The organism is Mesorhizobium sp. B2-5-3, from assembly GCF_006441005.1.
Classification (GTDB): domain Bacteria; phylum Pseudomonadota; class Alphaproteobacteria; order Rhizobiales; family Rhizobiaceae; genus Mesorhizobium.
Genome location: NZ_VFUS01000017.1, coordinates 86,273 through 109,777, shown reverse-complemented (window position 1 = coordinate 109,777; position 23,505 = coordinate 86,273). Strand labels below are relative to the sequence as shown.

Here is a 23,505-nt window from a genome sequence, read left to right as displayed (position 1 = left end):
CGTTCTTCAGGTGCTTTTTTTCTGCAGCGCCTGTATCACTTGGTCCTTTGGTCCATCGGCAACGATCCTGCCTTGCTCGATGACGATAAGCCGGTCGGCAAGTTCGAGCATGCTGAAGCGGTGTGTCGAGACGATCAGCGTGGTGTTTCGATCGAAAGCCACTTTGAGCTGCTTGATCAGTTGACGCTCGGAAGCCAGATCCATCGAGCCGGACGGCTCGTCCAGGAAGACGACTTTCGGTTTCGTCAGCAACAGCCGGGCGATCGCCATCGTCTGTCTCTGGCCGCCCGAGAGATTGGTGCCGCGCTCGCCGACATTCATGTCATAGCCGCGCGGGTGACGGGAGACGAAATCGTCGACGCCGGCGGCCTTGGCCGCTTCGACGATCTGCTCATCGGTCGCCTCCGGGCAGGCCATCAAAAGATTTTCCTTGATGGTGCCTGAGAACAGATCGTTCGCCTGCGCGACGATGCCGACGGCGGCGCGAACCTCGGAGGGGTGGTATTGGCGGATGTCGATGCCGTCCAGCAGCAGTTCGCCGGAACTCGGCAAGAAAAGCCTGCCGATCAGCCGCCCCATCGTCGTCTTTCCCGATCCTATGCGGCCGATGATGCCGATCCGCTCCCCCGGCTTCACGGAGAAATTCAGGCCGGTCAGGACTTCATTCTCGGAGCCGGGATAGGTAAAGCCGACGTTCCGGAACACCATGGCGCCGTTGCGGATGGGCCGGTTGACGAAGCCCACAGTGTCCGGACGATCCTCCGGCTGAGCCATGATCGAATTGACCATCCGCAAAGAGAGCATGGCCTGGCGCAATCTGGACAAGGTGATGGCGATCTGCCCGAGCGGGGCCACAGCCCGGCTGGCCAGCATGACGGTGCCGATGATGGCTCCGGTGGAGACATGTCCTTCGGAGAAGGCGTAGGCGCCGGCCACCACCAGCGCGACGGTGACCAGCTGCTGGATGGCCTGCGTTATATTGCCGGCGGCGGCCGAAAGCTGCTTGATCTTCTCGGAGGTGTTGGAGGCGTTTTTGGAATGCTCTCCCCATTTTCGCAACAGGTAGGCTTCGGCGCGCAGCGACTTGATCGTCTCCAGCGTGGAAATGGATTCGACCAGCAGCGCCTGGCGCTGCGAGGCCTCGTTCATGGAGGCCGCCACACGCTTGCCGATGCGCCGCTGCGTGACCAGTCCGACGATCACCGACGCGACGAAGGCCAGCGCGGGTATCATGACCAGCCAGCCGCCTATCGCATAGATGACGAGGAGAAAAACAAACACGAAAGCCGTGTCGATGAACACGCTGATGGTGTTGGACGTGAAGAATTCGCGCACGAATTCATATTGGGTCACGCGATTTGCGTATTCGCCCGTCGAGCCCGGCCGTGCCGCCAGAGACGAGTTCAGCACCTTCTCGAACAGCATGTATGAAATGCGCAGATCCGCCTTGCGCCCGGCATAGTCGATGAGCGATGCCCGGGAGGTCTTTAGCAGCAGGTCGAACAGGATGACCGCGCCGATGCCGATGGCCAGCACCCAGAGCGTCGATATCGCTTTGTTCGGCAGGATCCTGTCGTACACGTTCATGGTGAAGATCGGCGAGGCGATGGCGAGCAGATTGATGAACACCGCCGACAGGACAACCTTCGAATAGGTGCGCCAGAACGGCCCCATCGTTCCCGTCAGCCAATGTCGCCGCTCGATTTTCGGCGCCGAGCCGACGCTCATGGCCTCCGTCGCGTTGGCGTAGGTGATCGAGAAGGACGCACCGCCGCTGATATAGCTGTTGGCCAGCTCCGACCGGCTGATCCTGGTGCGCCCGTCCTCCTGGGGAGCTGTAAAATATTCCCCGGCTTCACCATCGGCCAGCAGCGCGACAGGCAGCTGGCTGACGCGAAAGACGATCGCGGGGAGGTCGATGCGCCCCCGAACAAAGTCGCGCTGGCTGAATTCGGTGATTTCAAGGCCGACGCGCTCGGCAAGATGCCGGATTGCGTCGATGTCGATGCGCGTTTCCGCCAGCGGCACGCCGGCAAAGAGCACGGTTTCGGCGCTGGGGCGGCCGAGATATGCGGCGACGGCCGAAAAGCAGGCCTTGAAAGCCTCTTTCGGTGACAGGATGTTGGGTTGCTGGTTCACGATCCGCCCGCGGGGACTCTCGATCGATCCTTAGGCCCGCCTATTTTTTCCTGACCGGTGCCAGAATATCGAACGGCACGTCATTTTTCTGTTCCGAAGGCGTGCGCGCATAGGTCTCGGTGTCGGCTATTTCCGGTGCGGCGAACTCGGTTCGCGCGTAAGCCGTGGCCTGTTTTGGCGGGTGGATATCCATCGTTTTCAACAACTGCCCGGTCGCCGCCAGAAGCCGATATTGCGCGAAAAGGGATGCGTAGGACGCGGTGTCGGCCAGTGTCGCGGTGTTGAACCGCGTGTTCTGCGCATCGAGCACGTCGAGCAACGAGCGCTGACCGACCTTGAACTGTTCGCGATAGGACGCGACCAGCTTTTCGTTGGAGGCTGCTTGAAGCTTCAGGGTCTTGGCCAGATCGGCCTGCCGGAAGCGACGATCCCATGACGTGCGAACGGCTTCCTCGATCTCTCGCAGAACCTGGTGCATCGCGAGCCGCTGCTCGCTGGTGCGGCGGATCTGCTCCTGCTCATTGGCCTTGTCGATGCCGCCCCGATAGAGATTCCAGCGCAACACCAGACGTGCCTGCAGATCGGATGCGTCTCCATTGTCGCCGTCAATGTCGTAGCCGGCCCGGGCAGAGCCTTCGGCAATGATCGAGGGACCATATTTCGCCCGCGCCGCGTCCACCAGCGAGGCCGCCGCGGCAATATCGCTGTTGGCCATGTGGACGCGCGGGTTACTCTCGCGCGCAAGGCCCAGTGCATCATCCAGCGACCTTGGCAGCGTGCCGGACACGTCGGCCGGCCTCGCTGCATTGGTCAGCGGCTTGCCGACAGTCTTGAAAAACCGTATCCGCGCGGCCTCCAGTTCCTCCGACGCTTCCTGCATGCGGGCCTTGGCCGCGAACAGCCGCTCCTCGGCCTGTTGCCGGTCGGCTTCGTTCAACCCGCCGCCGGCAATGCCTTCCTGGATGTCGTGGAGGATTGCTTGATGGAAGCCCAGGTTTTTCTTTGCCTCGGCAACAATCGAAGCCTGGAGCATGTATTCGAGGTAGTCCTGGACAACAGAGAGACCGATGAATTCCGACCGTTCCAGCACCCGAAACGACGCGCCATCGACGCGGGAGGCCTGGCGGTTCAATTCTGCGCGCCTTGCGCCGCTGTCATAGAGCGTCTGCGAAACGGTCAGGTCGGTTTCTGCCGGATAAAGCGCGTCGTCCTCTATCGAGAGTGCGCGCCGTGACGAATTGTCGAGACGGCGAGCGCCAGCCGACGCCTGCAGGTCGACGCTGGGCAAATAGAGGCCCTTTGCCTGACGCAATTCGAACTCGATCGCTTCGCGATTTTCTATGGCCTGGCCGATCTCCGGATTGGATTCGACCGCTACCGCCACCGCCTCCTTGAGCGTGAGGGCGTTCGCCCCCCCGCAAGTCAGCATCGTAGCCGCCATCAAAAGACCAAGGCGCTTGCCTATGGCCGACATGCCAGTTCTGTTCATTTAGCCCACCCGTTTCCCCAACGCCTTCCTCAAGGCGCTTAAGCGGGCCAACCCCAGGCCCACCATTGCCGAATTACCCGATATATTCAGAAAATACGTGAGCGAATATTAATTTAGGCGACTCTAAATGGGTTTTCCCAGTCATGAGCAGTGACATGTAGCAAAAATAACACATAACAGCGGGGCCGATGGGGATGGGAAAATGCCGATCGGCTGCAACGAAAAAATGCCTTGGTTGGAGCGGTGAGGGCACTTTTTGAAAAAACCGCGCAATGGTTCCCAATAGTTGGACACGCTTGCCCGGGCCGAGACGGTGGCGCTGTTGCCGAACGGGGATGCCGGACGCGGACTATAAAACGGATGAAGCCTCCGATAAGTGCCGATAACGCGTCAATGGAGTGCTGCCCATCCAGTCACAAGGATAAGGGCAAGCGTAACCAGCGCTCCCGAAACGTACAGAACCGTCCTGACACTGCCTCCCTTTGCGGCGTTTCCGCCACGTAGGTAGATTCCCAGATGAATCACGCGTATCGCCAGGTGCAGCCCCACAAGCGTCGCCAAAGTGGTCGGTCCAACACCAACCATCATCGCCAGCACCGCGGGCACGACAAAGGGCGCCAGTGCCTCAACCGAGTTCATGTGGACGCGGTCGATCCTGTAGAGCGGGTTGTGGTCGTCCGCGGGGACTACCGGTCCTGAAAGTACCCCTGCAAATCCCTTGGACGAACCGGAATAGACTGCCAACACCACAGACAGCAAACAAAGCGTAAGCACGCCGAGGATGCTTAACCAATAGACTTCCATATTGTCTCTGCTCCTGGAATCTCAGTGGGCGATACGGTGCTTGCGAGTCATACCCCATGAACTGCAACGCGGTTGTCAGGCTGTCCGATGGTTGAACAAGTCGTGGAACCGTTGCAGGTAGAGCGGCCAGCCCTGATCGCTATCAACTGCACCCCTCACGCCTACCCAGCCTTCCCCATGGCGCTCGAAATGCCGGTGCTCGATCTCAACTCGGGTTCTGTTCTCGGTCTCGGCCGTGAACCGGACCTCCCATTCGCTCGTCTTGTTCGGGTCGGTCTCGATCTGCCACCGAGGGCTGATGTCCCAGCTCAGAACCAGCCGGCTGGGCGGATCGTAGGCCAACACACGAGCCCAGCGGCACTCGCTGCCATCCACACCTCGGTCGTAAATGTGCCCTCCGACCCGGGGTTCGAAGATCGTTTCTGCGATCGGAACGGCAAGAAGATTGTGCTCTCGAGGTTTGAATCTCCCGAAATCCTCGGTGAAAACCTTGAAGGCACGCGCAATGGATGCCTCGACAACGACGAAATGCCTTACGGGCGCGAGTGCAGGGTCCTTACTCATGCTTGGTCCTTTTTTGGATACTCGACGGCTAATTTGTAGCCCGCCAGGGTCTTGCTCCAGAACTGGTCGATTTCCGCGCGCAGGCCTGCCAGCCCATCCTGATCGATACGGTATATGCGTTCTTTGCCCGAGCGCGTGTCGGCCACAAGCCCGGCAGCCTTGAGTATCTTCAAGTGCTGAGAGACGGCCGGCCGGGTTACAGGCAGGGCACGAGCAAGTCCGCTGACCGAACAGGGCTGTTCGACCAGCAGTTCGAAGATCGTGCGCCTTGTCGGATCTCCGAGCGCTGTCCAGTAGTTCGCGTTAGTGGCCACTAACGCGAACTTAAATCGATGGCCGCGACCTGTCAATATCGGGAGGTCAACGATGCGTCGTCCAAGCCTCCGTCCGGCTCCGCGGGATTAAAGGAAACCATTCAGCGACCTGCGCTGTCTCGTGGCGTGAATCATGCGGCCGTCGCAGGGAGTGCCAGTTGCGCTTTGACGGTATCGGCATACCGAATTGCATTTTTTGAATTGGTCTTTGCCGACCTGCCTTGGCATTTATCGAGCAGTCAGTTGATGCTGGGATCGAGGATGGCCAAAGTGGCGCAAGTCTATTGCAATCGGCGTTACATGCCCGAAGACGAGGCGCGCATCGGTCTCTTCGATCGGGGGTTCCTCTTTGCAGACGCGGTCTACGAGGTGACCGCCGTGATGGGCGGCAGGCTGATAGACAATGATTTCCATCTCAATCGTCTCCAGCGGTCGCTTGCCGAGATATGTATTCCCATGCCCGTGACGCTGCCTGAGATAGAAGCCATTCAATTGGAACTGATCTCGCTCAACGGATTGGATGAAGGAACGGTCTATCTCCAGATTTCGCGCGGCGAAGCCAAGCGCAATTTCCTGTTTCCCGATGATCTTGAGCCGACCATGGTCGCCTTCACAAGCGCCCGCAAACTCGTAGGAACCAAGGCTCAGGCCGAAGGCGTCGCCGTCGACCTGGCGCCTGATCCGCGCTGGGCACGGCGCGACATAAAGACCGTCATGCTGCTGGGGCAGGTTCTGGCAAAGCATGCTGCAAGCGAGAAAGGCTTCGATGATGTCTGGTTTGTCGAGGGTGGACAGGTGACCGAGGGCGCATCGGCGACGGCTTTCATCGTTACGCACGACGGCCGTGTCATTACTCGCGCCAATTCTCAAGCCATCCTGCCCGGCTGTACGCGGCGAGCAGTGGCGCGTCTATGTGAAGACCAGGGCATTTTGTTTGAAGAGCGTGCGTTCTCGCCAGAGGAGGCGTTTTCGGCGGCGGAAGCGTTCCTGACCTCCGCCTCGAGCCTGGTCACCCCCGTCATCCGTATTGCCGGCCACAGGATCGGAAACGGCCAACCTGGTCCATTGACACGCCGCCTGCAGGAAATTTACGTCCAGACAGCTTTTGCAGAGATGAACGGGCATGCGGCCGGAAGAGCGGCCCTTGCTTGATGAGTGGGATGTGAAAATGGGCGCGGCACGGCGTTTAGGCCTTGGCATGGGGCGGCTGCCGCCCGGCCCGAACAATGCGATCACGGACGTGCCGGGTGTCCTGGTCGGCCACAAGACGATCATCGCCGACGGGCTGGCGACAGGCGTCACCGCCGTCCTGCCCCATGGCGGCGACCTGTTCAGATCCAAGGTCAGGGCGGCGGTCGATATCATCAACGGTTTCGGCAAGTCCGTCGGGCTCATGCAATTGTCCGAACTGTGCACGATCGAAACGCCGATCCTTCTGACCAACACGTTCTCGGTCGCACCATGTGCGGAGGCGCTGATCAAGCGTGCCATTGCCGCCAACCCGGAGATCGGGCGCAAGACCAGCACGGTCAACCCCGTCGTTTGCGAATGCAACGACGGCGGCATCAATGATATTCAGGCAATGGCGGTCACCCGGCATGACGCCGAAGCGGCGCTGGATGCCGCGAGCGCCGGTCCGGTCGAACAGGGCAGCATCGGCGCCGGCACCGGAATGACGTCGTTTGGCTTCAAGGCGGGTATCGGCAGCGCGTCCAGGTCTGTCGAGATCGGGTCTCGCGCCTTCACGCTTGGCGCTCTGGTGTTGTCCAACTTCGGCAGGGCAGGGGATCTTGTCCTCCCGGATGGCCGCAGAGCCGATCCCAGAGGGCTCGGCGAGCCTGAAAGCGGGTCGATCATCATCATTCTCGGCACGGATATTCCTCTTGACGACCGGCAATTGAACCGTGCCGCCAGCCGGGCCGGCGCCGGCATTGCCCGCCTCGGTTCGTATTGGGGACACGGCAGTGGCGATATCGCCATCGCCTTCACGACCGCCGATCCTCTGCCGCACGTCTCGCCTTCACCGTTCATTTCGATTTCGCGTGTCGATGACAGATACATCGACCTCGTTTTCGAAGCGGTTGTGGAAACCACGGTCGAGGCCGTTCTGAACGCCCTGTGCGCCGCGCAAGGCGTGGTTGGACGAAATAGACGCAGGATTCCGGCGTTGACCGACTGGCTGAAGGAGCCCCTTTGAGCATGAAGATTTTCATTTCGGCCGATATCGAAGGCACCGCGGGCATTCAATCCTGGGACGAGGCGGAAAGAACGCATGCCGACCACAGGGAATTCCGCGAACTGATGACCGGGGAGGTCCTGGCCGCCTGCGAAGGAGCGCGAGCCGCTGGCGCCACCGAAATCATGATCAAGGATGCGCATGACAGCGGGCGCAACCTTATTCTCGAACGCATGCCGCCTTTTGCGCGCATCGTGAGGGGCTGGTCGGGACATCCGGACGCAATGATGTTCGGGATCGATGAAAGCTTCGATGCCGCGCTCTATACCGGCTACCATTCCAAGGCCGGCGTCGAGGACAACCCGCTTGCACACACATCGACATTGCGAATATCGCGGCTGATCCTGAATGGCGAAACAGCGTCCGAATTCACATTGAATGCGTTGTGCGCCGCGCGCTATGGCGTGCGCTCGGTATTTCTTTCCGGCGACGAAGGCATTTGCGCCGACGCCAGAGCCCTCGTCCCGGGGATAGCCACTGTCGAAACCCTCAAAGGCATCGGCGCGGCCACCATCTCCCTGGCGCCTGCGGCGGCGCGCGGCGCAATATGCGAGGGCGTTGAAAGGGCGTTGCGCGACAGGGCGCGGCAAGCTTTGCCGTCAATGCCGGAAAGGGTCGAGATCATCATCGAATTCAGCAACCCCGTCGATGCCTATCGCGCCTCCTGGTATCCCGGAGTGCGCCGGCACGGGCCACGTGCCGTCGCCTTTGCATCGAACGACTATTTCGAGGTGCTGCGCGCCTTCCGCTTCATGAAGAGCTGAAGGTCGCCGTGCCCGCGGCTGGCGCGGCGGGCTTCAACGTTTGCGCCAGCGCCTTGGATGATTGCCAAAGAGCCTCTACCATGGTGCTTCGCGTCTTCTCCGAGCTGCGATACAATCGTATCTCGAGATCGAGCGTCCATGTGCTGTCATTCGAACAGATGACAAGGGCTCCATTGGAGATGTCGTTCTCGACGAGGCTTTCTGGCAGCCAGCAGATGCCCGCGCCGGTCAGCGCAAGTTCCTTGAGTCCGGCGCTTATTGTGCTTTCATGCACTGTCTGACGCCGGAACGGCGAGTGCTTCGAGAACAGTTTTCCGAGGGCGACACCAAAGAAAGAGCTGTAACCATAGCCCAGATAGGGCAAAGCTCGCTTTGCCGTTTCCGGACTGTCCAGAATGCCCGCCGCGGGCACGGTCGACTTGTCGAAGCGCAGTTCCGGCGCCGCGACCGGGATGAGCCGATCCGATCCGATAGCCAGATGAGAAAACTTGTCGCGATCCAGGTGAAACGGCACTTCACGGTGCGCATAGGTCAGGAAGAAGTCGGTTTCGCCATCGGTCAGTGCAGCCAGGTTCGCCTCGATGCCACCCCTGTCAGCCATGAAGGATGTGCCGAAGGTGCGAGTGTTCCGCTGTACCTCCCGCAGCCAAACCGGAAAGAACGTGATGGTCAATGTGTGAAGGGCCGCAAAGCGTACAAGCCCCTGTTCCGCAGGCGGGCGCAGAGACTCGCGCACCGAATAGAACATCCTGATGGCGTCTTGCGCCATCGGAAGAAAATTGCGTCCGGCCGATGTCAGTTCGGCCGGCATGGTGGCACGACTGATGAGCGGTGCTCCGAGCCACGTCTCAAGCTGCTTGATGCGCCGACTGAAGGCCGACTGGGTGACATTGCGGATTTCGGCTGCCCGCGAAAAGCTCGAGGTTTCTGCAAGCGTCACGAAATCTTCGAGCCATTTGATTTCCACGCGGCCTCTCCTCCACTGCGTTCGAGCATTGATCCAGCCGCAATGGGAGCATATTTCATTATAATTGCAATGTTATGCAAATTTTGCATGCTTGATTGCGAAAACCGAATTGGCCTTGTGATCGCCGACGCCCCAACGTCTGCAAAACGAAAAAGCTGGCAACTGGAGCCGGTGGCAGGGGAACGTGACGTCGAGCGCGGGAGAAGAATCTGACCGCACACGAAACGGAATGCCACTCAAAGTCAAATCTATGTCGGCGACGTCCGTGAACGCCGGGGGAGAAGAAAAGGCAGCATGAATTCGCAGAACCAAGCCGATCTCGTTTTGCATGGCGGCAAGATTTGGACCGGTTACGGAAATCCGATCGCGGAGGCGATTGCGGTCTTGGGCAACCAGGTCGTGGCCAGTGGCTCCAACGCCGATATCAAGCCCCTGATCGGAAAGGGCACGAGGGTCGTGGATCTGGCCGGGCGCTTCGCAATGCCCGGTCTGAACGATGCGCACCTGCATCTGATCTCGACGGGGCTCCTGCGTGGCAAGGTCGATGCGACGCCGGATGCCGCGCCGACCCGCGACGCGCTGATGGCTGCGCTGCGGGCACGGGCCGCCGAAACGCCTAAAGGCGCATGGGTGACCGCGCGCGGTTTTGACCAGACCCGCTATCCCGACGCACTGATGCCCACCGTGAAGGAGCTGGACGCCGCCCTACCCGATCATCCCGTTTCGGTCACGCGCGCCTGCGGCCATGTCACTGTCGTGAATTCGCTGGCGCTGGCGCTGGCGGGAATCGATGTCGACACGCCAGATCCGGATGGTGGCCTCATCGGGCGCGAGGCCGGGCAACTGACCGGAATGCTGGCTGAGAACGCCCAGACCCTCGTCTACGACGTCCAGCCGACACCCTCTTTCGCCGAGATACTCGATGCTATCGAAGCGGGGGGCCGTGACCTTCTGCGGTTCGGCATAACGTCCTGCATGGACGCGGCCACTGGCCAGATCGACGGTATGACCGAGATCGAGGCTTATCATGAGGCCGAGCGCAGCGGCCGGCTCCCGGTACGGGTCTGGGCAACACTTCTGGGCGACCCCGGTTCGTCCATCGTCGAGCCTTGCCATGCCGCGGGTCTCGTTACCGGGGTCGGCAGCGACATGTTCCGCATAGGCGGCGTAAAGATATTCACGGACGGCTCGGCCGGCGGACGCACGGCCTGGATGCGCCAGCCATATATTGACCAGCCTGACAATTTCGGTGTCCGGATGCTGCCAGACGCTCAATTGTTCGAACTGGTCGACCGCTACACCGCAATGGGCTACACCATGGTCTGCCATGGCATTGGCGATGCCGCCATCGACCAGCTCGTGCGCGCTTATGAACGTGTGCGCGCCGCCAGGCCGGATCACAAGCACCGGCACCGGATCGAGCATTGCGGCTATGCCGATGATGCCATCAATCAGCGGATGTTGAAGGCAGGCATCCTGCCTGCGCCGCAGCAGGCCTTCATCTATGATTTCGGCGACGCCTACGTCTCTGTTCTCGGGCCGGAGCGCGGGTTGCGCTCCTATCCGATCGGAACCTGGGATCGCCTCGGCATGAAGCCGTCCACCGGCAGCGACTCGCCGGTCTGTTCGCCCAATCCCTTCCCGGACCTCTACGCCATGCTGACGCGCAAGACGCACAAGGGCACGGTAATGGACGCTTCCGAGATACTGACGCCCGAACAGGCGTTGCGCGCCTATACCGAACATGGTGCCTACTCCCAGGGCGCGGAAATGGTGAAGGGCCGGCTGGAGCCTGGAATGCTCGCGGACATCGCCGTGTTCTCCAACGACCTCCTGACGGCCACACCGGAGACAATCCTGCGTGAAACGCGCTGTGAGATGACAATTCTGGATGGGCGCATCGTCCATGAAGGAAGTTGAGGCGGAATGCCGGCTGGGCCCGTCTCTGACAGGAAATCAACAACGAACCACAGGGAGGAATTGAGGGATGTTGAACAGACTTGGCTTGATCGCGGCGCTTGCGCTTGGGACGGCGACCGCCGCGCTGGCGCAGGACGCCACACCGAAGGATGGGGGGAAATTGGTGTTCACCGCGCCCTATGGCAACTCCATCACATCGCTGGACATCACGGCGACACCGCATACGCAAGACGAGATCGTGGCCAAAGCGATCAACCGCTCCCTCTACAAATGGAACCCGGAAAGCGGCAAGCCTGAGCTCGACCTCGCCGAAACGGTAGAGAAGTCGGCGGATGGCAAGACCTATACCTACAAGCTCCGGGAAGCGACCTTTCACAATGGCGACAAGCTCGACGCCGATGACGTGATCTGGTCCTACAACCGTCTGGCCGATCCCAAGAAGGCCCTGCCGGGCGCCGAGCAGATGTTGCAGATCGCCGGCGTCGCCGAATTTCAGGCAGGCAAGGCCGATCATATTTCCGGGTTGAAGAAGATCGACGACAGGACCATCGAAATCACCTTCATCAACCTGGCCGATCCGGGCTGGAACCTGATGTCCAACTATGCGCCGATCTACTCCAAGGACTATCCGGAGGATCAGCTCGCCTCCAAGCCGAACGGCCTTGGCCCGTTCAAGCTCGCCAATTACGTTGCGGGCTCGAAGGTCGAACTGGAGAAGTTCGACGGCTACTATGAGAAGGGCAAGCCGCATCTCGACAAGCTCGACATCATGCTGATGGGCGAAGCTTCGGCTCGCGACGTCGCCTTCCGCAACGCGGAGATCGATACCAACGTTCTCGGCCCTGTGCAGTATGAGGCCTACAGCCAGGATCCGGCGCTGAAGGATCACATCCTTGAGGTGGCCGAAGTCTACACCCGCAATATCGGCTTCAATCCGAAGGTCGAGGCATTCAAGGACAAGCGCGTCCGGCAGGCGATCAATTATGCGATCAACAAGGACCTGATTGTCGAGAAGCTCTTGAAGAACAAGGCTTATCCCGCGGTCTCCTGGCTGCCGATTTCATCGCCGGCCTTCGACAAGGACGCCAAGCCCTATGCCTATGATCCGGAAAAGGCCAAGGAACTGCTGAAGGAGGCAGGGTTCGAGACCGGTCTGAAGTTCTCGGTCACCGCGACCTCGAACGAAAGCTGGGGCCTGCCGATCGTCGAGGCGATCATCCCGATGCTGGCCAAGGTGGGCGTCACCGTGACGACCGACCCGGTGGAAAGCTCGGTCCTGTCCGACAAGATCCTGTCCGACAATTTTGATGCCTTTATCTGGTCGAACTCGTCGGGCCCGGATCCGCTGAAATATCTGAACTGCTTCTATTCGAAGACATCGCAAACCGCCTGCAACTACGTCAAGTTCAACAATGCCGACTTCGACAAGCTGATCGAGCAGGCAGGCAACGAAACCGATCCGGCCAAACAGAACGATCTTCTGAGGCAAGCCAACAACCTGCTGCAGGACGAGGCTCCGGTCTGGTTCTTCAATTACAACAAGGCCGTCATGGCCTACCAGCCATGGGTCCACGGGCTGAAGCCGAACGGCGCGGAACTGGCTATCCAGGATTACGAGGACATCTGGATCGACGACAGCGCACCCGCATCACGCAAGTAGCGCGATGGCATGGCTGGCGGGCGGGACCGGTTTGTACGGCCCCGCCCACCGCATGGCGCCCACTCCTCGCCCGCCGCATGGCGCCCAGTTGTTGAAAGGCAGGATTCGCGGATGTCGCGCTTCATCTTTCGTCGCACGCTGCAGATGATCCCGACCCTGCTGGCGGTCGTGCTGATCATTTTCGTGATATTCAGCGTCGTCCCCGGCAGCTTCATATCGAGCCTGATGTCGGAGGGGCGCAACGCCACGAATGCCGATGTGATGGCGCATCTGAACGAGCAGTTCGGGCTGGACAAGCCTCTGCCGGTCCGCCTGTGGGACTATCTGTGGGGGCTGGCGCATTTCGACCTTGGAATTTCCTACCGCACCCGCGAACCGGTGTGGAACGTGATCGAGCCGCGGCTCTGGCCTTCGATCAAACTGGCGCTGGCGGCGATGGGCTTTGCCGCGGCAGTCGGTATTCCTCTGGGATTTCTGGCCGCGCTGAAGCCCGGCAGTGTGTTGGACACCGGCACGATGATGCTGGCGGTTTCCGGCCTGTCGGTTCCCGAATTCTGGCTAGGCTTGCTGCTAATGTACGTCTTTGCGCTGCAGCTCGGTCTGCTGCCGAGCTTCGGCTACCAGCCCGGCGGCATCCGCTATATCATATTGCCTGCCATCGCGCTCGGCGTATCGCCGATGGCGCTCTTGGCGCGAACCACCCGCGCTGGCGTTCTGGACGTGATGAACGCGGATTTCGTGCGAACGGCGCGAGCCAAAGGGTTGACCGAACCGCGTCTGGTGCGCAGTCACGTCACCCGCAACGTGCTGGTGTTGATCTTGACCACGCTTGGCCTTCAGATCGGTTCGCTCATGGGGCAGGCGATCGTGATCGAGAAACTGTTTTCCTGGCCAGGGATCGGTTCGCTTCTGGTCGACAGCGTGTCGGCACGCGACATCCCCGTGGTTCAGGGTACGGTCATCGTGATCGTGTTGTGGTTCCTTGTCATCAACATGCTGGTCGATATCGCCTATGCCATGATCGACCCGCGCATCAAGGTGGCCTGATCCATGCGGTTGCGTTTCAATTTCGCCCTTGGCCTGGCGCTGGCGTTGCTCGTGGTCGCCGCAGCCGTCAGCGCCGGCTGGATTGCCCCGTACAACCCGATATTCGACGCCGACCTGATGAATTCTGAAATGCCGCCGAGCTGGGACCATCTTTTGGGCACGGACGGGCAGGGTCGCGACGTCTTTTCCCGTATCCTCTACGGCGCCAGGGTGTCGCTGACCGTCGGCCTCGTTTCGCAGTTGATCAACTCGTGCATCGGTATGGCGCTTGGGGTTTCGGCCGGTTATTTCGGAGGCTGGTGGGACGACCTGGTGAACGGGCTGACTAACGTCATGCTGGCGATCCCATCCCTGGTCTTCGCGCTCGCCATCATGGCGGTGTTGGGACCCGGCTTGCCAAGCCTCCTGATCGCATTGGGCCTGACCAACTGGTCCTGGACCTGCCGCATCGCCCGCAGCTCCACCTTGTCGCTCAAGAATCAAGGGTTCGTGCAGGCCGCCAGGGCGGCCGGCTTCAGCGACGCCAATATCATGCGCACGCAGATACTGCCGAATATCGTCGGTCCGGTGCTGGTCATCGCGACACTTGGCATCGGCGGCGCGGTTCTGGCGGAAGCTGCACTGTCTTTCCTCGGCGTCGGCATCCGGCCGCCGCAGCCGAGCTGGGGCAACATGCTGACCGATGCGCGCGAACTGATCCGCACCGCCCCCTGGGCCTCGCTGTTCCCCGGCCTCGCAATCTTCGCCACGGTCCTTGGCTTCAATCTGCTCGGTGACGGGCTGCGCGACATGCTGGATCCGCATATGAGGATCAGGCAGGCATGAGCGGCATTCTTCCCGACCCTGTTCTGTCCATCCGCGACCTGTGCATCGGCGTCGGCAAGCGGAACGAAATCCTTCACGGCGTGTCTTTCGATATCCTGCCTGGGGAAACTTACGGACTTGTCGGCGAATCCGGTTCGGGCAAAAGCATCACCGGCCTTTCGGTGATGGGGTTGCTGAAGCGCCCGCTGGAGGTGACCGGCGGCTCGATCTTCTTCGGGAGCCAGGACGTGTTGAAGCTTGGCAGCCGCGCCAGGCGCCGTCTGCGCGGCGACCGTATGGCTATGGTGTTTCAAGAGCCCATGACGGCGCTCAATCCGCTGATGGCAATTGGTCGTCAGATCGCGGAAATGTTCGTCGTTCACAGGGGCTTCGGGTGGTCGGATGCGCGCAGGAAAGCCGTCGAGGCGCTGGAAAGCGTTCGGGTGCCGGCGCCCGAGGAACGCGCCCTGTCCTACCCCCATCAACTGTCGGGAGGGATGCGCCAGCGCGTCATGGTTGCCATTGCGCTGGCCTGCCGTCCCGACCTGCTGATTGCGGACGAGCCGACCACCGCACTTGATGTGACGGTCCAGGCAGGCGTCCTGGAATTGCTTGCCGAACTTTGCACGGCTGAAGGAACGGCCGTGCTGCTGGTCAGTCACGATTTGGGCGTGATCGCCAATATGTGCCGGCGCGTCGGGGTCATGGACCGGGGGCGGCTCGTCGAGGAGCAGGACACCAAGGCTTTGTTCGAAAATCCGCTGCATCCCTATACCCGCGGCCTGCTCGCGGCACGCCCTCGCCTGGGGTCGCGAACGCTGGTTGGACGCGCACGCCTGACCGAACTGGACCAGGTCGTGGGCAGCGAGGAGCGTGGACGCGACGCACCGACGCTGACCACGCCGCGCGGCCTTGGTCTGGAGGCGACCGCATGAACCAGCCTCTTCTGGAAATCCGCGACCTCAACGTCCATTTCCCGCTGCCGCGTCGCTCACTGTTGGGGCCAAAGCGGACGCTTCGTGCCGTTCAGAGCGTGAACCTGACCCTGAACGAAGGAGAGTGCCTGTCCATCGTCGGTGAATCCGGCTGCGGAAAATCCACCACCGCGCTGACCGTGATGGGCCTGCAGGAGCCGACTTCGGGAAAGATACTGTTCCAGGGCAAGCCGTTGGCAGGCCCTGGCGCTCCCGCCCGCAAGGAGCGCGCGCGCATCGCTCAGATGGTGTTTCAGGACCCGTATGCGTCGCTGAATCCGCGCCAGACCATCGGTCGCATGCTGTTCTCGCAGCTTTCCCTGCATGGAATCGCCAGGGGAAGCGAGGCCAGCCACCGCGTCGCCGAGATGCTGACCCGCGTCGGCCTGACGCCCGATCACGCCGACCGTTATCCGCATGAATTCTCCGGCGGGCAGCGCCAGCGGATCGGCATCGCGCGGGCGTTGATGCTCGATCCGAAGATCCTGGTGCTGGACGAGCCGGTGTCGGCGTTGGACGTGTCCATCCAGGCGCAGATCATCAACCTGCTGATGGACCTGCAGGAAACGCTGGGCTTGAGCTACATCATGATCTCCCACGATCTGAGCGTGGTCGAGCATGTCAGCGACCGGGTTGCCGTGATGTATTTCGGCCGCGTGGTGGAAGAGGGTGACTGGCATTCGATTTTCAGCCGCCCGACGCATCCCTACACGCGTCGCCTGATCGGTTCGGTTCCCGATCCCGACGCGATCCTGACCGGGGCACGCGCCCTGCCGGATGCTGCCTTCGTCCCAGGCGCCGCCCGCTTTTCGCCCGACATTTCGCGCCGTCCGGACCCCGACGAAGAACCCGAGCCAAGCGAGCTTGTCGAGATCGGCCGCGGTCATCGCGTGCGTCTCGCGCAATAGGAATTGCCCATGACCTTCAGTGTCCTTACCTGCGAATTCATGCACGAGAGCAATACGTTCTCGCGCTTCCGTACCGACTTGCCGCAGTTTCAGGTGGACACGCTTCTCCTTGGCGACGACGCGATCCGCGCCCGGCGCAACGCCAACACCGAACTTGCCGGATTCATGGATGTGGCGGAACCGGCGGGCTGGAACGTGATCCACGCGATTTCGGCACATGCCGTGCCCGGGGGGCGGGTGACGAAAGCTGCCTATGACCACATCGCCGGTATTATCCTGGAGGCAGCGCGTTCGAACAAGGGCCGCCTCGACGGAGTGCTGCTTGGACTTCATGGCTCGATGGTGCCTGAGTTTTGCCCGGACGGGGAAGGGTATCTGCTAGGCCTTCTGCGGGCCGAACTTGGAACGGATATTCCTGTTGCGGTAACGCTCGATCTTCATGCGATGGTGTCCGAAGATATGGTTCGGGACGCGCAGATCCTTGTCTCCTACAAGACCTATCCGCATGTGGACATGCGCGAAATCGGCGCGCATGCCGCCCGTATCCTGGATCGCGCAATGAGGGGTGAAATCGCGCCCCGGACCGTTAGGGCGCATGTGCCGATGCTGGACGAAGCGAATTCAGGCCGCACCGACATTCCCGAGACGCTGGCCCTCTATGACCGCGCCCGCGAGGCCGAGGCCGAGGGCTTGCTCGCGGTTTCCGTCAATGCAGCCTTCACGGGCGCCGACGTGTCCTGCGTCGGTCCTACCGTGCTCGCAACCTATGACAGCCGTGATCCCGGCGCCAAGCCAGCCGCCATGCGTGTGACAGAGGAAATTGCGGACAAGATCTGGCAGGGCCGTACCAGGAAGCGCAATGTTTTCATCGAGGTCGACGAGGCTGCTGCCGAGGCGCATGCCTGGCGCGGCGACAAGCCACTTGTCATCGCCGATTACGCCGACAATCCCGGCGCCGGTTCCTACGGCGACGCGACCGCGCTGTTGAAGGGCCTGCTTGATGCGGGAGTAAAGGGTGCGGTACTCGCGCCGATGATCGATCCTCAAGCGGCAAATGAATTGCACCGTCACCGGCAAGGCGAGACTGTGACGGTGACGATTGGCGGCAGGGGCGACCCCAATTTCGGCGGTGGCCCGCTAACAGTGACGGGTGTGCTGACCAGGCTTTCGGAGGGCAGCTATGTCGGTGACGGACCGATTCAAGGCGGGCTCACCCATAATTTCGGACCCACCGCCGTAATCGATGTCGACGGGATCGAAGTCCTGGTCGTTTCAGAAGCGCAGCAGATGGTCGACCTTCAGCAATTGCGCGCTTTCGGGATAGAACCGACGGCTCGCCGCGTGTTGGTCCTGAAATCGATGCAGCATTTCCGGGCGGCATTCGAGCCGATATCGGGCAAGGTCATCGTCTGCGATGCGGGCGCGCTGGCAACGCCGCGGGCAGAGCGGCGCCCCTATATCCACGCGCCGCGCCCGCTCTGGCCGCTCGACAAGGATTTCGAGCGCTTCGTTCGTCCCTTGGTCGACACATTCTAAATTACCAAAGCGGGCCAGTGCAGACGGCCCCTTCCTGGATGCGAATGCTGACAGCGAGCGCACTCTTCGCAGGCCCTGCGTGGCGACTGCGGTGCGACCGATCATCGACCGTCAAGTCACAGACATCGCCGATACGCTTCAGCTCATCTATTCGCTCCGGCCTGCGGGCCTGCCCGGGCCGTTCTTCGAGGCTCGGAAAACGGCGGCGTCCGCGCTGCATCGTGACGCGCGCCGTCCCGGTGCCAGAAGTCGAGAACGGCTGCGGTAATAGCCTCTGGCGCGTCCTCCTGAACAAGATGCTTCGCATCCGGTACGACAATGAATGGAGCGTTTGGGATGCGCCGCGCGAGTTCTTCACCATCTTTCAACGGGATAAATTCATCCTCGGAGCCCCAAAGAATGCTCACGGGGCAGCGGATTTCACCGTAGCGGTCCTCGACCTCTTCGCTGTACTTGTCGTCCATCTGCGCCACCTGGCGCCAGAACGCCTTCTTGCCCTCCTCGCTAAGCCAAGGCTGGAGGTAAAGCCGCATCTCCTCTTCGCGCAATTTGTGCTTCGCTGCGGCACCGATATACGCGCGCAGGACGGCTTCATGGATATAGGCTGGTAGACCGGCAAAAACGTCTTGGTGCACCTTGGCCGCCTGCACCAGCGCGGATCCCTGCGGGCTGATTGCGACAGGATCGATCAGAATCAGGCTGCTGTAGTCGATGCCGTCCATGAGATGGGCGCGCAGCGCGGCAGACCCGCCAAAGTCATGCGCGACGACGTCCGGGCGCTCTATACCCCAGTGTTTTACCAGCGCCGCGAAAAGTCCATTCTGAAGACCATGCAGGACGTCGGCGTCCGGCTTGTCGGACTGCCCGAAACCCAGCAAATCATAATAGAAAACCCGACGGTGCCGCGCGAGCCACGGTGCAATTCGCCGCCACACCAGCGAGGAAAATGGCGAGCCGTGCAGGAGGATCGCAGCCGGTCCCTCGCCGAGCGTGCCCCAGGCGATCGCATGACCGCGGTAGATGAAGCGTTCAGGCAGAGTCCAGTTCGCAATCATCTCGTCCTCCGTATCCAGAGACTTGTCGAGGAATCCGACAGGAAGCGGGTCGGACCGAAACTCTCAGCCATGGTGCGATGGTGCGAATTCCGGCCCTGGACAATCTCTCGGCGACAGAAACCCAGGTGGTAGCGTCGTCAGGCCAGCCGTGCAGCAGCAAAGCCGCTGTGTCATGCTTCGCGCCTTCCTCCAGAAAGGCGATGTCGAGCATTTGTGGCCGCGGTTGACGGCATGATGAAGCGCGCGTGGGTCTGCATCCCTGCCCAACGAGGACGGCGCGATCGGGTTCCTTGGCATGCGACCATCAGGCCGCTCTTGTCGACCTCCGTCCGAGGCAGCGCGTTCACGGAAAGCCTTCCCCTATCCGAGCCGGACTTGCTTCATGATCCTGTTCCTCAGATGACCCCGCCATTCGCTCGGACGATCTGGCCGTTGATCCAGCCGCTGTCCGGTCCAACCAGCAGGGAGACGACGCGCGCGATGTCGTCGACCTCGCCCAGACGGCCGAGCGGGTTCATCTGTTTGATACGATCGAGCGTAGCCTGATCCTTGCCTTCGAGAAAAAGCTCGGTGGCCACCGGCCCCGGCGCAACCGCGTTGACCGTGATGGCGCGGGATCCCAACTCCTTCGCCAGAATGTGGGTGAGCGCTTCGACCGCGGCCTTGGTGGCCGCATAAACGCCATAGGTCGGCTGGTAGAGTCCGACGACGCTGGTCGAGAAGTTCACGATGCGGCCGCCGTCGCGCAGGCGCCTCGCCGCCTCGCGAAGGCCGTTGAACGTGCCCTTGAGATTGATCGCGATGGTCTGATCGAAGGTCGCATCATCAAATTGAGCGACCGGCGCGAGCTTCATGATGCCGGCATTGTTCACCAGCACGTCGACGCCGCCATGGGCCGCTTCGGCGGAATCGAACATCCGTCTCACAGCTTGCGGGTCGCTGACATCGGCCTGGAAGGAGGTGGCCCGACCGCCGGCCTTTTCGATCTCGTCCACCAGCTTGGCGGCCGCTTTGGTGCTACCTGCATAGTTGACGACGACCGTGAGGCCGTCGCTCGCCAGCCGGCGGGCGATGGCCGCTCCAATGCCACGAGACGCTCCCGTGACGATCGCAACTTTGTTCGTTGAGGTGGTCATTGTCGTTGTTCCTTTGCCGTGTTGTTGCCGATATCAATCCTTCGCTCGATATTCCTGCGGGATCACGAAGACCTCGTCGGCGCGGGCGTAACCGCCGTCCTTGACCTCCTCGATCAGGACCATGGTATGCGGCCGAGCGGCCTCGGAGAAATATTCCACGAGCATCGCCGTGGCCCGATGGACGATCTCTTCTTTCTGGGCCCGGTTCAGCGCCGCCTCGGGGACCTTGAAATTGACGAAGGGCATGATCTTCACTCCTGTCGATCTGATGACTTGAATGGTGTGAAGGTAGCCGTTTTTAAAACCAGCACTAGAAGGCCGATTTCAACATCACCATTTCAAAAACCATAACAATCAACTACGAGATGGTCATGGATCGCATCGACGTCATGCGGCTCTTCGTCAGGATCGTCGAGCGTGGGAGCTTTGCTCAGGCCGCGCGGGACCTGCAGGTTCCGCGGCCCACCGCCACCCATGCGATCCAGCGCCTGGAAGCGGATCTCGGCGTTCGGCTCCTCGAACGAACAACCCGAAATGTGAGGCCGACGCTCGATGGCGCACTCTACCATGAACGCTGCATCCGGCTTCTTGCGGACCTGGATGAGGTGGAGAGCGTCTTCAGGAATGCCGAACCCAAGGGTCCGCTTCGTGTGGATATGCAGGGGACCATCGCGCGGTTTTTCGTCATGCCCGCCTTGCCCGAGTTCATCACGCGCTATCCCGGCATCTCGCTCAGCCTCAGCGAAGGCGACCGGATGGTCGACCTCATCACTGAAGGCGTCGATTGCGTCGTGCGAGCCGGCGAACTGTCCGACTCGTCTCTGATCGGTCGCCGCATAACCGCATTCGAGCAACTCACCCTGGCGAACCCAGCCTATCTTGAACGTCACGGCGTCCCTTCAACACCGGATGATCTCGGCGGCCATCGCATGGTTGCCTATACCGCCTCCGCGACAGGGCAGCCGTACCCGCTGGAATTCTATAAGGACGGCGCGGCAAGGGAGGTTCCACTGCCCTACGATATCGTCGTCCGGGGCGCCGAAATCTACACGGCCTCCGGCGTCGCCGGGCTCGGGTTGATACAGGTCCCGCGTTATCGCGTAGAGCATCAGATCGCCACCGGGCAATTGGTTCCGATACTGGAAGCCTTCCCACCACCGCCGATACCCGTATCCGTGCTCTATCCCCAGAGCCGCCATCTGTCTTCGCGGATCAGGGTGTTCATTGATTGGCTGGCGGAGGTTTTTCGGGCCCCTCGCGGCGTTGCCGGGAGTTCCTCTCAGAAGGGCTCGGTCGAGATATCAAGCTGAGGCAGTTCATCGTTGCACGGAAAGGCGGAACAGGTCCGCCACGCTTCGGCACACCGTCTCATGGCCTGCCCCTTGACACGAATGTGAGATGCCTCTGGTGCCTTCTCAGGCGAAGGCGTCTGGCGAGCAGAAGCGCCAGACCAAGCACAAATACGATGCCGCCCCCCACCAGCCCCTGGGCCGCCAGAACCAGCACCGTCTGCTCTGTCGTCGAGCCTGCCCGCATCTGGCGCACATCGGCTGCCGTGACGCTGACTTGCGGGTTTCCGAAGCGCGCTGTCACATAGTTTGCAAGGGCCGCCACCTGGCCGTCGTCCAGCCAGCCGTCAAAGGCCGCCATCGATTTGCGGCCCGCGACGCCGCCTGCCTTGACGCCTTCAAGGATGGTCATGACGACATTCTCAGGCGAGGTTACGCCGAGAGTGCTGTTGTTGGTCAGTGATGGATAGGTGCCATCCGCCGATCCGCCTCCATTCAGGCCATGACATCCCGAGCAGAGCGACCGGTAGAGATCGTCGCCCACCGCGACCCCGCTGCCCTCCACGCTGGTCTTCGTCCCGGCATCGCGGGCGGCTGCGGGCGGATTGGTCCACGCGAAGCGCGGCCGCTTCTCGTCTCCCGATTGGGCGGGCACGGTCCTGAGATAGGCGACGATGGCATGAATGTCGTCGTCCGAAAGATATTGCAGACTGTTCATGACCGTTTCCGCCATCGGACCGCCCGCATATGCCTTTCCAGGCATGGCGCCGGTCTTGAGAAACCGAAACAGCTCCTCATCGCTCCAGCCGCCTATGCCCGCGATCTTGTCGCTGCTGATGTTGAACGCCTGCCAGATACCGGCGCTGCCGCCGGCAAGCTTGCGATCTTCATCCATGCCGAACGTTGTATTCCTTGGAGTGTGGCAGGCGCCGCAGTGGCCAAGCACCTCCACCAGGTAGGCGCCCCTGTTCCATGCGCCGGTTCGGCTTGGATTTGGTCCGAAGCCGCCGGCGTGGAGGTTGGCAAGTTTCCACAACCAGAGCGTCCAGCGCTGGTTAAATGGAAAGGGCAGTATGTTTGGCGGCGGCGGCTGAGAAATCGGCGCGGTCGTGAGCAGGTAGGCTCGGATCGCGAGCACATCCTCGCGGTTCATCCCGACGAAGCTGTCATATGGCATGGCGGGATAGAGATCGGCCCCGTCGCGTCTGACGCCTTTCTGCACGGCTCGCACGAATTCGTCGGCGGAATAGCGCCCGATGCCTGTGTCGAGGTCCGGTGTGATGTTGGTGGAATAGACATCGCCGAACGGCGTCGGCACCCGATAGCCTCCGGCGAAAGGCCGGCTCGGATTGGACGTGTGGCAGCCGACGCAATCGGCGGCTCGGGCAAGATATTCGCCTTTCTGGATCTCGTTCGCCCGCAGCGGCGTGCCAGGCGCCAGCGACGCCATGACGGCCGCGACTACACGTAGGAGAACGGCGAGGAACGGAACGCTCGCAGCAGGCCACCGCAAACGCTGCCCATGGCGGATGACCGCTCGTCGGCTCCGCTGCACAGTCACAGTTCGCATCCGCTGAAGATCAATCCGGCCGCCATTTGCGCCAGCATGACGAGCGTGAACAGGGCCCCGATGCCTACCGAAGTCCTGGCCAGAAACGCGCGCGTGCGCGCCTTCAGGGGCGGGCTCGTGCCGTGCCCTGGATCATGAACGGCGCGCCATGACGACAGGACGCCCAGCGCCGCGACGGCGGCGCCTGTCAGCGAGAACAGAACAGTGGGCCGAAACCCGGCGTCGCATTGCCAATATGCGATTGAATAGTCGAGCTGCAGCGATATCGCCCACGCCGTTGGTCCGGTGGCCATGCCTGCCCAGGAAACGCCCGTGCGGATCGCCTGCAT

The 23,505-nt window shown here is 61.4% G+C and carries 23 protein-coding genes; 11 read left to right on the top strand and 12 right to left on the bottom strand.

Annotated elements, in window-relative coordinates:
• Window positions 1-6: 6 nt before the first annotated feature.
• The 5 genes from FJ867_RS27160 to FJ867_RS27140 all read right to left on the bottom strand — a co-directional run bounded on the left by FJ867_RS27160 (window position 7) and on the right by FJ867_RS27140 (window position 5,310).
• Window positions 7-2,139 (bottom strand): type I secretion system permease/ATPase, encoded by a 2,133-nt coding sequence (locus FJ867_RS27160; RefSeq protein WP_140525159.1) that lies wholly within the window; start codon window positions 2,137-2,139, stop codon window positions 7-9.
• 40 nt (window positions 2,140-2,179) lie between these two features.
• Window positions 2,180-3,628 carry a TolC family protein gene (locus tag FJ867_RS27155; RefSeq protein ID WP_140819053.1) on the bottom strand — a complete coding sequence of 483 codons (1,449 nt, stop codon included), beginning with the start codon at window positions 3,626-3,628 and terminating at the stop codon, window positions 2,180-2,182.
• A 390-nt stretch (window positions 3,629-4,018) separates the two neighbouring features.
• Window positions 4,019-4,432: an MAPEG family protein gene (locus tag FJ867_RS27150; protein ID WP_140583996.1), complete on the bottom strand. Its 414-nt coding sequence runs from the start codon at window positions 4,430-4,432 to the stop codon at window positions 4,019-4,021.
• Window positions 4,433-4,507: 75 nt separating this feature from the next.
• Window positions 4,508-4,996 (bottom strand): SRPBCC family protein, encoded by a 489-nt coding sequence (locus tag FJ867_RS27145; RefSeq protein WP_140515178.1) that lies wholly within the window; start codon window positions 4,994-4,996, stop codon window positions 4,508-4,510.
• Window positions 4,993-5,310: a metalloregulator ArsR/SmtB family transcription factor gene (locus FJ867_RS27140; RefSeq protein ID WP_210239498.1), complete on the bottom strand. Its 318-nt coding sequence runs from the start codon at window positions 5,308-5,310 to the stop codon at window positions 4,993-4,995. The genes FJ867_RS27145 and FJ867_RS27140 overlap by 4 nt, the downstream gene beginning before the upstream one ends.
• Before the next feature lie 261 nt (window positions 5,311-5,571).
• On the opposite strand from FJ867_RS27140, the gene FJ867_RS27135 reads away from it, so the two are divergent.
• Genes FJ867_RS27135 through FJ867_RS27125 form a run of 3 tightly spaced genes read left to right on the top strand, consistent with a single transcriptional unit; the run spans window position 5,572 to window position 8,310 of the window.
• Window positions 5,572-6,462, top strand: coding sequence for a D-amino-acid transaminase (locus FJ867_RS27135; RefSeq protein ID WP_140498074.1), 891 nt, complete (start codon window positions 5,572-5,574; stop codon window positions 6,460-6,462).
• A 16-nt stretch (window positions 6,463-6,478) separates the two neighbouring features.
• Window positions 6,479-7,507, top strand: a complete 1,029-nt coding sequence (locus tag FJ867_RS27130) for a P1 family peptidase (protein ID WP_140819051.1) — start codon at window positions 6,479-6,481, stop codon at window positions 7,505-7,507.
• A gap of 2 nt (window positions 7,508-7,509) precedes the next feature.
• Complete coding sequence (locus FJ867_RS27125; RefSeq protein ID WP_140525154.1) at window positions 7,510-8,310, top strand: M55 family metallopeptidase; 801 nt, start codon at window positions 7,510-7,512, stop codon at window positions 8,308-8,310.
• Here FJ867_RS27125 and FJ867_RS27120 read toward each other — a convergent pair.
• Together FJ867_RS27120 and FJ867_RS29205 are read right to left on the bottom strand one after the other, a co-directional pair.
• On the bottom strand, window positions 8,297-9,277 hold the full coding sequence (locus FJ867_RS27120; RefSeq protein WP_140497338.1) for a LysR family transcriptional regulator: 981 nt from the start codon (window positions 9,275-9,277) through the stop codon (window positions 8,297-8,299). The genes FJ867_RS27125 and FJ867_RS27120 overlap by 14 nt on opposite strands.
• Before the next feature lie 72 nt (window positions 9,278-9,349).
• Window positions 9,350-9,787: a hypothetical protein gene (locus FJ867_RS29205; RefSeq protein ID WP_224519091.1), complete on the bottom strand. Its 438-nt coding sequence runs from the start codon at window positions 9,785-9,787 to the stop codon at window positions 9,350-9,352.
• On the opposite strand from FJ867_RS29205, the gene FJ867_RS27115 reads away from it, so the two are divergent.
• The 7 genes from FJ867_RS27115 (at window position 9,758) to FJ867_RS27085 (ending at window position 18,126) form a co-directional block, all read left to right on the top strand.
• Window positions 9,758-11,197 carry an amidohydrolase gene (locus FJ867_RS27115; protein ID WP_246675114.1) on the top strand — a complete coding sequence of 480 codons (1,440 nt, stop codon included), beginning with the start codon at window positions 9,758-9,760 and terminating at the stop codon, window positions 11,195-11,197. The genes FJ867_RS29205 and FJ867_RS27115 overlap by 30 nt on opposite strands.
• A 67-nt stretch (window positions 11,198-11,264) precedes the next feature.
• Window positions 11,265-12,857, top strand: coding sequence for an ABC transporter substrate-binding protein (locus FJ867_RS27110; RefSeq protein WP_140515182.1), 1,593 nt, complete (start codon window positions 11,265-11,267; stop codon window positions 12,855-12,857).
• Between the two features lie 111 nt (window positions 12,858-12,968).
• Complete coding sequence (locus FJ867_RS27105; protein WP_140497345.1) at window positions 12,969-13,904, top strand: ABC transporter permease; 936 nt, start codon at window positions 12,969-12,971, stop codon at window positions 13,902-13,904.
• A gap of 3 nt (window positions 13,905-13,907) precedes the next feature.
• Window positions 13,908-14,729, top strand: a complete 822-nt coding sequence (locus FJ867_RS27100; protein WP_140497347.1) for an ABC transporter permease — start codon at window positions 13,908-13,910, stop codon at window positions 14,727-14,729.
• Window positions 14,726-15,643: an ABC transporter ATP-binding protein gene (locus FJ867_RS27095; protein WP_140819049.1), complete on the top strand. Its 918-nt coding sequence runs from the start codon at window positions 14,726-14,728 to the stop codon at window positions 15,641-15,643. The genes FJ867_RS27100 and FJ867_RS27095 overlap by 4 nt, the downstream gene beginning before the upstream one ends.
• On the top strand, window positions 15,640-16,590 hold the full coding sequence (locus FJ867_RS27090) for an ATP-binding cassette domain-containing protein (protein WP_140564435.1): 951 nt from the start codon (window positions 15,640-15,642) through the stop codon (window positions 16,588-16,590). Before FJ867_RS27095 ends, FJ867_RS27090 begins: the two co-directional genes overlap by 4 nt.
• A 9-nt stretch (window positions 16,591-16,599) precedes the next feature.
• Window positions 16,600-18,126, top strand: coding sequence for a M81 family metallopeptidase (locus FJ867_RS27085; RefSeq protein ID WP_140819047.1), 1,527 nt, complete (start codon window positions 16,600-16,602; stop codon window positions 18,124-18,126).
• A gap of 143 nt (window positions 18,127-18,269) precedes the next feature.
• Here FJ867_RS27085 and FJ867_RS27080 read toward each other — a convergent pair whose 3' ends face one another.
• The 3 genes from FJ867_RS27080 to FJ867_RS27070 form a co-directional block, all read right to left on the bottom strand.
• Window positions 18,270-19,181 (bottom strand): alpha/beta hydrolase, encoded by a 912-nt coding sequence (locus tag FJ867_RS27080; RefSeq protein ID WP_140819045.1) that lies wholly within the window; start codon window positions 19,179-19,181, stop codon window positions 18,270-18,272.
• A 395-nt stretch (window positions 19,182-19,576) separates the two neighbouring features.
• Window positions 19,577-20,317, bottom strand: coding sequence for an SDR family oxidoreductase (locus tag FJ867_RS27075; protein WP_140671963.1), 741 nt, complete (start codon window positions 20,315-20,317; stop codon window positions 19,577-19,579).
• A 33-nt stretch (window positions 20,318-20,350) separates the two neighbouring features.
• A complete protein-coding gene (locus FJ867_RS27070) occupies window positions 20,351-20,563 on the bottom strand; it encodes a 4-oxalocrotonate tautomerase family protein (RefSeq protein WP_140497359.1) in 213 nt (70 codons plus the stop codon).
• A 125-nt stretch (window positions 20,564-20,688) separates the two neighbouring features.
• Between FJ867_RS27070 and FJ867_RS27065 the strand changes: the two genes are divergently transcribed.
• Window positions 20,689-21,627 carry a LysR family transcriptional regulator gene (locus FJ867_RS27065; RefSeq protein ID WP_140555691.1) on the top strand — a complete coding sequence of 313 codons (939 nt, stop codon included), beginning with the start codon at window positions 20,689-20,691 and terminating at the stop codon, window positions 21,625-21,627.
• Window positions 21,628-21,685: 58 nt separating this feature from the next.
• Here FJ867_RS27065 and FJ867_RS27060 read toward each other — a convergent pair whose 3' ends face one another.
• Both FJ867_RS27060 and FJ867_RS27055 read right to left on the bottom strand, forming a co-directional pair.
• Complete coding sequence (locus tag FJ867_RS27060; RefSeq protein WP_140555689.1) at window positions 21,686-23,056, bottom strand: cytochrome c; 1,371 nt, start codon at window positions 23,054-23,056, stop codon at window positions 21,686-21,688.
• A 107-nt stretch (window positions 23,057-23,163) separates the two neighbouring features.
• On the bottom strand, window positions 23,164-23,505 hold the full coding sequence (locus tag FJ867_RS27055; protein WP_140497365.1) for a hypothetical protein: 342 nt from the start codon (window positions 23,503-23,505) through the stop codon (window positions 23,164-23,166).

Excerpts from the sequence above, each read along its gene's own strand:
- FJ867_RS27150 (WP_140583996.1), bottom strand. The coding sequence starts at position 4,432 with ATGGAAGTCTATTGGTTAAGCATCCTCGGCGTGCTTACGCTTTGTTTG.
- FJ867_RS27080 (WP_140819045.1), bottom strand. The coding sequence starts at position 19,181 with ATGATTGCGAACTGGACTCTGCCTGAACGCTTCATCTACCGCGGTCAT.
- FJ867_RS27055 (WP_140497365.1), bottom strand. The coding sequence starts at position 23,505 with ATGCAGGCGATCCGCACGGGCGTTTCCTGGGCAGGCATGGCCACCGGA.
- FJ867_RS27100 (WP_140497347.1), top strand. The coding sequence starts at position 13,908 with ATGCGGTTGCGTTTCAATTTCGCCCTTGGCCTGGCGCTGGCGTTGCTC.
- FJ867_RS27085 (WP_140819047.1), top strand. The coding sequence starts at position 16,600 with ATGACCTTCAGTGTCCTTACCTGCGAATTCATGCACGAGAGCAATACG.
- FJ867_RS27110 (WP_140515182.1), top strand. The coding sequence starts at position 11,265 with ATGTTGAACAGACTTGGCTTGATCGCGGCGCTTGCGCTTGGGACGGCG.
- FJ867_RS27060 (WP_140555689.1), bottom strand. The coding sequence starts at position 23,056 with ATGGCGTCGCTGGCGCCTGGCACGCCGCTGCGGGCGAACGAGATCCAG.
- FJ867_RS27090 (WP_140564435.1), top strand. The coding sequence starts at position 15,640 with ATGAACCAGCCTCTTCTGGAAATCCGCGACCTCAACGTCCATTTCCCG.
- FJ867_RS27115 (WP_246675114.1), top strand. The coding sequence starts at position 9,758 with ATGCCCGGTCTGAACGATGCGCACCTGCATCTGATCTCGACGGGGCTC.
- FJ867_RS27065 (WP_140555691.1), top strand. The coding sequence starts at position 20,689 with ATGGATCGCATCGACGTCATGCGGCTCTTCGTCAGGATCGTCGAGCGT.
- FJ867_RS27130 (WP_140819051.1), top strand. The coding sequence starts at position 6,479 with ATGGGCGCGGCACGGCGTTTAGGCCTTGGCATGGGGCGGCTGCCGCCC.
- FJ867_RS27070 (WP_140497359.1), bottom strand. The coding sequence starts at position 20,563 with ATGCCCTTCGTCAATTTCAAGGTCCCCGAGGCGGCGCTGAACCGGGCC.
- FJ867_RS27125 (WP_140525154.1), top strand. The coding sequence starts at position 7,510 with ATGAAGATTTTCATTTCGGCCGATATCGAAGGCACCGCGGGCATTCAA.
- FJ867_RS29205 (WP_224519091.1), bottom strand. The coding sequence starts at position 9,787 with ATGCAGGTGCGCATCGTTCAGACCGGGCATTGCGAAGCGCCCGGCCAG.
- FJ867_RS27155 (WP_140819053.1), bottom strand. The coding sequence starts at position 3,628 with ATGAACAGAACTGGCATGTCGGCCATAGGCAAGCGCCTTGGTCTTTTG.
- FJ867_RS27145 (WP_140515178.1), bottom strand. The coding sequence starts at position 4,996 with ATGAGTAAGGACCCTGCACTCGCGCCCGTAAGGCATTTCGTCGTTGTC.
- FJ867_RS27095 (WP_140819049.1), top strand. The coding sequence starts at position 14,726 with ATGAGCGGCATTCTTCCCGACCCTGTTCTGTCCATCCGCGACCTGTGC.
- FJ867_RS27105 (WP_140497345.1), top strand. The coding sequence starts at position 12,969 with ATGTCGCGCTTCATCTTTCGTCGCACGCTGCAGATGATCCCGACCCTG.
- FJ867_RS27075 (WP_140671963.1), bottom strand. The coding sequence starts at position 20,317 with ATGACCACCTCAACGAACAAAGTTGCGATCGTCACGGGAGCGTCTCGT.
- FJ867_RS27135 (WP_140498074.1), top strand. The coding sequence starts at position 5,572 with ATGGCCAAAGTGGCGCAAGTCTATTGCAATCGGCGTTACATGCCCGAA.